This window comes from Lentzea indica (assembly GCF_012184385.1).
GTDB lineage: Bacteria > Actinomycetota > Actinomycetes > Mycobacteriales > Pseudonocardiaceae > Lentzea > Lentzea indica.
The window spans coordinates 1-2,102 of the sequence record NZ_VSRL01000503.1 but is presented as its reverse complement, the minus strand read 5'-3'; the positions used below and the strand labels follow the sequence as shown (position 1 = coordinate 2,102).

General features: G+C 71.6%; 1 protein-coding gene. It reads right to left on the bottom strand.

All coding sequences use genetic code 11. The annotated features are described in order from the left end of the window. A partial coding sequence (locus FXN61_RS49035; RefSeq protein WP_167980581.1) for an ATP-binding protein occupies positions 1-2,102 on the bottom strand: 2,102 nt, incomplete at both ends.

Sequence of the window (2,102 nt, the reverse complement as noted above, 5' to 3'; positions counted from 1 at the left end):
CCGGCGCGGCCGGCGAGGGTGAGCGCGAGGTCGAAGTCGGTCTTCGCTCCGTCCAGATCACCGGCGGCCAGCCTGGCGTGGGCGCGCCCGGCGACGGCTTCTGCGCTGTCCTCGGTCGCGCCGAGCTCCTCGAGCAGGCCGCAGGCGCGTTCGACGTGGTGCAGGGCGCCGATGACGTCACCTCCCGCGAGGAGGACCTCGCTGAGCTGGTTGAACGCGAGCGCCGCACCCCAGCGGTCGCCGACCACGGTGAACGCCTCGGCACCTCGCCGTAGCAGGTCCTGACTCGCCGCCGGGTCGCCTTCCATCCTGGCCACGAGCCCGTCGCCGACCAGCGCGAGCGCCTTGCTCCACGGGTCGGCACCCAGCAGCCGGTGGCGGCGGTGCCACACCTGGGAGTCGTTCTCCGGGGCTCCGAGCGCCATGCCCCACATCATGGTCATGATCGGGTAGCGCGGCGGGCCGTCGAGCGAGGCCAGCAGCGTGTCGGCCTGACGGATCCTCCTCGTCTGGTCACCGGTCGCGACGGGCCAGGCGATCAGCAGGCACAGCGCGTACTCCTGCTCGCGGCCTGCCGGCGGGGACTCGCTGCACGCGTGCAGGACGGCGTCGGCCTGGCGCGCGGCCTCGGTGCGAAGACCGCGGCACCAGTAGTAGGTGGCGAGCGCGGCCACCAGTTCCAGCGCAAGACCCACGTCGTGGGTGGTGGCCCAGGTGACGGCGGCGACGAGGTTGTCGTGGTCCAGCGCCAGCGTGGTGAGCCACTCGACCTGTTCGTACGCGCGCAGGTGCGGTTCGGCTTCCTGGGCCAGCGCGAGGAACCAGCGTGCGTGGCGTTCACCGAAGTCCGGTGCGTGAGCGGCGCAGAACGCCCGGATGGTGTCGAGCATGCGATAGCGATCGCCGGTGGTCTCGACGAGCGACTTGTCCACCAGCGAACTCAGAGTGTCCACATCGGACTCGGTGACGCTCGTGGCAGCATCGAGGCTCGCGCTGCCGGAGAACACGGTGAAACGGGCGGCGACGTCGCGTTCGGCGTCGGTGAGCAGGTCCCAGCTCCACTCGACGACGGCGTGCAGCGTGCGGTGCCGTGGCGCGGCGGTGCGGCTGCCCTTCGACAGCAACCGGAACCTGTCGTCGAGCCTCGCCGCGATGTCGTTGATCGGCAGTGATCGCACGCGTGCGGCGGCCAGTTCGATGGCGAGCGCGACCCCGTCCAGGCGCCGGCACACGTCGGCGATGACGTCCCGGTCGGCGGTGAAGCCCGGTTTCACCGCCTGGGCCCGGTCCAGGAACAGCCGGACGGCGGCCTCGTCGTCGAGCGCGCTGACCGGGCTGAGCGTTTCGCCGGTGATGCCGAGCGGTTCACGGCTGGTCGCGAGCACACGGACGTCCGGGCAGGCGGCGAGCACGGCACCGAGGACACGAGCGGCGTCGTCGATGACGTGCTCGCAGTTGTCGACGATCAGCAGGATCGCTCTGGTGGCCAGGGCTGCCCTGAGCCGATCCTCGACGTTCATCGCTCCGGCGGTGAGCAGGCCGGCTTCGCGGACACCGACGCCGTCGAGCAGGGCGCGGGCGACGTCGGTGGTGGCGCTGAGGTCGACGAACGCCACCTCACCCGGTTCACGGTGGCCGACCTCGACGGCCAGACGGGTCTTGCCGGTACCGCCCGGCCCGATGAGCGTGACCAGCCGGTTCTCCTGCAGCCACTTGCTGACGCGACGCAGGTCCTCGTCCCGTCCGACGAAGCTGGTGAGCTGCGCGGGCACGCCCCGATGCGGTGCCTGGGCGTGGAGGATCTCCAGGTGAGCTGCGGCCAGGCCGGGGGAGGGATCGACACCGAGCTCGTCGGCCAGCAGTTCCCGCCCTTGCGCGAACACCGCGAGCGCCTCGCTCTGGCGGCCTTCGCGGTGCAGGGCACGCATCAACGCCGCCCGCACGTCCTCACGCAGCGGGTGTTCCGCAACGAGGTGGCGGAGGTCGTTCGTGGTCCCGCCGGAAAGTACGCAGTTGATGAACACTTCTGCGAGACGCTGCCGGGCCTCGCCGGCGAAGGGCGCGTCGACGTCCGCCAGCGCCGTGCCACGCCACAGCCGCAG